The sequence below is a fragment of the Bacteroides sp. AM41-16 genome, from assembly GCF_003603495.1.
Lineage (GTDB): Bacteria > Bacteroidota > Bacteroidia > Bacteroidales > Bacteroidaceae > Bacteroides > Bacteroides uniformis.
Genome location: NZ_QTNE01000041.1, coordinates 1 through 4,195, shown reverse-complemented (window position 1 = coordinate 4,195; position 4,195 = coordinate 1). Strand labels below are relative to the sequence as shown.

Annotated in this window: 8 protein-coding genes and 1 pseudogene; 7 read left to right on the top strand and 2 right to left on the bottom strand. The window is 45.8% G+C overall.

Features of this window, described 5'->3' with window-relative positions; all coding sequences use genetic code 11:
- Positions 1-964: replication initiation protein (locus tag DW896_RS21195; RefSeq protein WP_133303688.1), on the bottom strand; the 964-nt coding region annotated here is incomplete at its 3' end.
- A 412-nt stretch (positions 965-1,376) separates the two neighbouring features.
- Between DW896_RS21195 and DW896_RS21190 the strand changes: the two genes are divergently transcribed.
- From DW896_RS21190 to DW896_RS21160, 7 genes are all read left to right on the top strand, one after another.
- Positions 1,377-1,628 (top strand): hypothetical protein, encoded by a 252-nt coding sequence (locus DW896_RS21190; protein ID WP_004295507.1) that lies wholly within the window; start codon positions 1,377-1,379, stop codon positions 1,626-1,628.
- Positions 1,625-1,900, top strand: a complete 276-nt coding sequence (locus tag DW896_RS21185) for a type II toxin-antitoxin system YoeB family toxin (RefSeq protein WP_004327436.1) — start codon at positions 1,625-1,627, stop codon at positions 1,898-1,900. Before DW896_RS21190 ends, DW896_RS21185 begins: the two co-directional genes overlap by 4 nt.
- A 10-nt stretch (positions 1,901-1,910) precedes the next feature.
- Positions 1,911-2,108 (top strand): hypothetical protein, encoded by a 198-nt coding sequence (locus DW896_RS21180; protein WP_004295503.1) that lies wholly within the window; start codon positions 1,911-1,913, stop codon positions 2,106-2,108.
- Positions 2,109-2,300: 192 nt separating this feature from the next.
- On the top strand, positions 2,301-2,600 hold the full coding sequence (mbpA, locus tag DW896_RS21845; RefSeq protein ID WP_004327437.1) for a mobilization protein MbpA: 300 nt from the start codon (positions 2,301-2,303) through the stop codon (positions 2,598-2,600).
- Positions 2,597-3,391, top strand: coding sequence for a mobilization protein MbpB (gene mbpB, locus DW896_RS21170; RefSeq protein ID WP_007560590.1), 795 nt, complete (start codon positions 2,597-2,599; stop codon positions 3,389-3,391). The genes mbpA and mbpB overlap by 4 nt, the downstream gene beginning before the upstream one ends.
- Positions 3,348-3,800, top strand: a complete 453-nt coding sequence (gene mbpC / locus DW896_RS21165; RefSeq protein WP_004295511.1) for a mobilization protein MbpC — start codon at positions 3,348-3,350, stop codon at positions 3,798-3,800. The genes mbpB and mbpC overlap by 44 nt, the downstream gene beginning before the upstream one ends.
- 19 nt (positions 3,801-3,819) lie before the next feature.
- Positions 3,820-4,050 carry a hypothetical protein gene (locus DW896_RS21160; RefSeq protein ID WP_004295510.1) on the top strand — a complete coding sequence of 77 codons (231 nt, stop codon included), beginning with the start codon at positions 3,820-3,822 and terminating at the stop codon, positions 4,048-4,050.
- Between the two features lie 36 nt (positions 4,051-4,086).
- Here DW896_RS21160 and DW896_RS21795 read toward each other — a convergent pair.
- Positions 4,087-4,195 (bottom strand): annotated as a pseudogene (locus DW896_RS21795) (replication initiation protein); the annotation flags it as partial.

Here is a 4,195-nt window from a genome sequence, read left to right as displayed (position 1 = left end):
CTCGTGATTTTCCGTTTAGGAGAGCCAGTTCTCCGATAAGGTCGGTTATCTTTTCTTGTGCCGTTATGAATGTCTCTTTGTTCCGGTTTATCTCTTCCGATGTGAAGCCGCAGGAATAACGGAGGTACTCGTACACATGGCTGTCTATCTGATATCGTGCTGTAACCTTTGCTTGCAATTCTTTCCCTTCCAGTTCTTCATCTCTGAACTGTGGTTGATAGACCGGGTAGAACCTAAACCCGGTCACCTTGCTACGTTTGTTGTTTGGGTTTTCACGCACTTTCACGTAGTTGAAAGTGTATGGGCAGCTCTCATCAAGCGCAGCCTTTGCTGGTTTCAAAACTCTTTCCTCAAAATGATCTATTCTGTCTTTTCCGTTCTTGTCCTTGTATTTGTCCGCAGGTATGCCAAGACGGTCTTTCAAGTTTTCAAGGGATATATCCAAAGGGTACACCTGCCCACTCATTAACATGTAAAACCTAAGGGAATACCCAGTAGGTAGCGCAAGAGCCTTGTTTAACTCAAATTCTCTGTACCCCTTGGCGAACTTGGTAAACACATCCCAAAGGTCGTTAGACACACGAAAGGTTATAATGCCAGTGCGTTTTTTATATTTTGGGTTAGATATAAATCCGCACTTCCACCATTCCTCGTCATCTTCGTAAGTAAAAAAACGTCCTGCCAAAGAATCGAGTGCGGCTATGATTTCATTGTAATCACGTCCGGAAAAAATAACGTCAGATACATGCATTTGTGCATCAACATCCCAAAGTCCATGCTCAAACTTGCGTTTCGTGCCTGCATAATCTTTCAGTTTTACTCCCTTTAGTTCAGCTTGGCACGCTTCCAGTATGCGAAGAACTATTCTTTGTTCGTGTATGGACATGTCTTGCTGTTTTGACCATGTATATACCCATGAAACAACAACATCTTTATTCTTGGTAATAGGTAGTTTCTTTTTCATAAACGATTGATTTGCTGCAAATATACACAATCCCCACATTAAAACAAAAAAAGAGGGGTAAAACTCCCAAAGTGTGGGGACTAATTTACTTTTAAACTCCCAAAGTGTGGGGACTAAACTCCCAAAGTGTGGGGAAACACATGTTCTAATCCCTTTATTTATGGGCGTTTGCGAAGAAGTGATAGAGCATATTACAGACGATGCTTATAACAGACAAGGGGAATTTATAGAGCTAAGTGGTTGATTTACTGTCGGAAAAAGAAAAACGATAGGGAAAAAGAGCAAAGCAAAACCAACCAACGGGCGGTAGGATTGGAAACGGGTTTTTATGGCGTGTACACGTTTGTGTACAAAATGTTTGTATTTTATTGAAATATAGCTATCTTTGTGCTGAATTTAAAAGCAAACAGATATGGAAGCATTATCAGTAAGAGAATACCGTAACAACCTCGCAGCGTCTTTCACCAAAGCTGACAATGGCGAGCAGGTACTAATTCGCAGGAAAAACGAGATTTACGCTTTGGTAAAAGTTGGTCGTGAAGATTTGATGATAACCCCGGAGCTGCAAGCAAGGATTGACAAGGCAAGGGAAGAAATCAAATCCGGAAAGTGTGTTACCCTCAAAAGCAGTGAGGATATTGACGCTTATTTCGATAGTCTATGATGTACACAATTAGGGTTTCCGACGGGGTGGATAAGGTGATTGCCAAATGGAAGAAATCAAACCCCAATTTGTTCAAGAAGTATAAGAAAATCTACAAAGAATTGTTAGAGCACCCTAAGACTGGGCTTGGGCATCCCGAAGCGTTAAGGGGCGGTGGGGATATTACATGGTCTCGACACATTACCGCCCATGACCGGATAATCTATGACATTTACGAGGAAGTGGTAGAGGTCTACATCTTGGAGGTAGAGGGGCATTACAACGATAAATGATAAAACTGTTATGGTCGAATATTGTGTTTACTGGTTAGAGAACGGCGAGCCTATGCACGAGGTGTTCTCTTCTCTTGCCGCCGCCGAGATGTACTCATGTGCGATAAGAGGGAAAGAAAACATTGAATGGGTGGAGGTGTCCGAAGAAGAAACCATTGATTTGGACGAACTGGAAGACATGTTCCCGGATGACTTCTGCGGCGTGTAATCCCCTTGGGTAGAAATGGGGTAGAATTTGTTAGGCTGTGGGGGATTTTCTAACACGCCGGGGCTTTTTGCTGGGCGGTTGGCGTGGATGTATTCCCATGCGGCATGTGTATATATAGCAAGAAGTGTCCTTGTCGGACAATTCTTGCTTTTCTCGCTTTGCTCAAAAAGATTTTAAGATTACCTTTGTGGCATGGAACTAAGACGGAACGAAAAGATTACATTCCGGTGTACCGAACTTGAAAAGGACGCACTTGCGGAGCAGGCAGCCCGGTGCAGTCTAAGCGTATCGGAATACTGCCGGAGTTTGTCCCTTGGGGGGCGCCCAAGGGAGAGGTACACCGAGGAGGAACGGCAGCTTCTCCGGGACATAGCCCAGTTGAAAGGGACGCTCCAACGGCTGAACAACTACTTCGGTGGTCGCCAGTACCGGGAAGTGTTCGAGGAGAACCGGGCACTAATTACAGAGCTCAAAAAAATACTCTCACGATGATAGGGAAAGGGAAAAGCATATCACATGGTGTGGCGGCATTGGAGTACGACCTCGCCAAAGAGATAAACGGGCAGGCAGTAGCCACCGAGATAGCCCGGCATGAACTTTATGGGTGTACTGGTGCGGAAATGGTGCAGGAAATGAAACCGTATCACATTGATTTTCCGAACGTAAAAAACAACTGCCTACGTTTCGAGGTCAGCCCCTCGATAGAGGAAAGCGCCACCTTTACGGATGCGGACTGGGCGGAACTTGGTAACGACTTCATGCAGCGCATGGGGTTGGCGAACCACCAGTACATCATCATCCGGCACAGCGGTACGGAGAGCAAGAAAGAGCAAGCCCACCTGCACATACTGGCAAACCGGGTTTCCCTTTCCGGGGAACTGTACCGGGACAACTGGATAGGGAAAAAGGCAACGGAAGCCGCCAATGCCATAGCCAAGGAACGGAACTTTGTACAGTCGCAGGACATTGGCAAAGTCAACAAAGCGGAAATCAAGGAAGCCATGGACGGCGTATTGAAGAAGATGCAGGGCTTTGACTTTACCAAATTCAAGGAAGAACTTGGTAAGAGAGGTTTTAAAGTCCGGGAAGCCAGGGCAAGCACCGGGAAACTTAACGGCTACTATGTCACAGCCCGAAGCGGTACGGAGTATAAGGCAAGCGAGATAGGGAAAGGCTACACTCTCGCCCATATCGAGCGGACACAAAGCAAACTGAAGTGCAACTCAATGAACATATCTCATGGAAACAAACTCACACCCGGAAGCGGCAGCTTCCAACGTTAAGCAGGGACAGTACAGCCCCCGGAAAAGAAAAGATACAACGCCAAGGGTAAACCCGCAGCTTGCGGTAGAACTGGTGTATCAAGAACTAAAGCGTGTTGAAGTCTATACGAAGCGCATAGAGGACGCAACAGCCCGAAAGGTACAAATAGACGGGAAAAGCCTTGAAAGTGCCGAAAATCGCCTAAAAAACGTGTTGGCGGACTTTGAACGGCAGGGGTACAGAATGAAAAACGGCGGTTATGTGGACAAACGAATTTCGTTCTACTCAATCCTTTGTGCTGTTATCTCCCTATTGTTCGCTTGTTTCATGTGCTATCTTTGGACGGATGCAGCCAAAGACCGGGACAACTACAAGCAGTATTATGAATACTACCAAGAGCAGGCAAGGGAACAAAAGGGGAATAAATAAACATCTAACTTTACGAATTATGGGAACAACGGAACACGAAGAACCCCGGTTCTTCTTCATACTGAACAAGGGTGCGAAGTCCGGCGGCGAAATCACCCATGCCGTCCTAAACGGTAGTATCGTTTCGAAGCCGGCAGGCTGGGACGCCTTTCATGGGCTTGCACTGGCGAGAGAGAAACTAAGCAGCGAGGAAATACAACAGCAGATGAAAGAACTTGGTGTAGAAATGGAAATCGTTCCTCTGATTTGACAAGATTACCCGGAGTGTTTCAGCCGGGTAATCTTGTTACTTATCCTTGATTTTCCCTTTAAGGGCGTTTATAATCCACCCTTTCGGATTGTTCTTTTCTCGTGATTTTCCGTTTAGGAGAGCCAGTTCTCCGATAAGGTCGGTT

Bases quoted from the DNA above. Each gene is read 5' to 3' on its own strand.
- DW896_RS21190 (WP_004295507.1), top strand. From the start codon at position 1,377: ATGGAAGCATTATCAGTAAGAGAATACCGTAACAACCTCGCAGCGTCT.
- DW896_RS21185 (WP_004327436.1), top strand. From the start codon at position 1,625: ATGATGTACACAATTAGGGTTTCCGACGGGGTGGATAAGGTGATTGCC.
- DW896_RS21180 (WP_004295503.1), top strand. From the start codon at position 1,911: ATGGTCGAATATTGTGTTTACTGGTTAGAGAACGGCGAGCCTATGCAC.
- mbpA (WP_004327437.1), top strand. From the start codon at position 2,301: ATGGAACTAAGACGGAACGAAAAGATTACATTCCGGTGTACCGAACTT.
- mbpB (WP_007560590.1), top strand. From the start codon at position 2,597: ATGATAGGGAAAGGGAAAAGCATATCACATGGTGTGGCGGCATTGGAG.
- mbpC (WP_004295511.1), top strand. From the start codon at position 3,348: ATGGAAACAAACTCACACCCGGAAGCGGCAGCTTCCAACGTTAAGCAG.
- DW896_RS21160 (WP_004295510.1), top strand. From the start codon at position 3,820: ATGGGAACAACGGAACACGAAGAACCCCGGTTCTTCTTCATACTGAAC.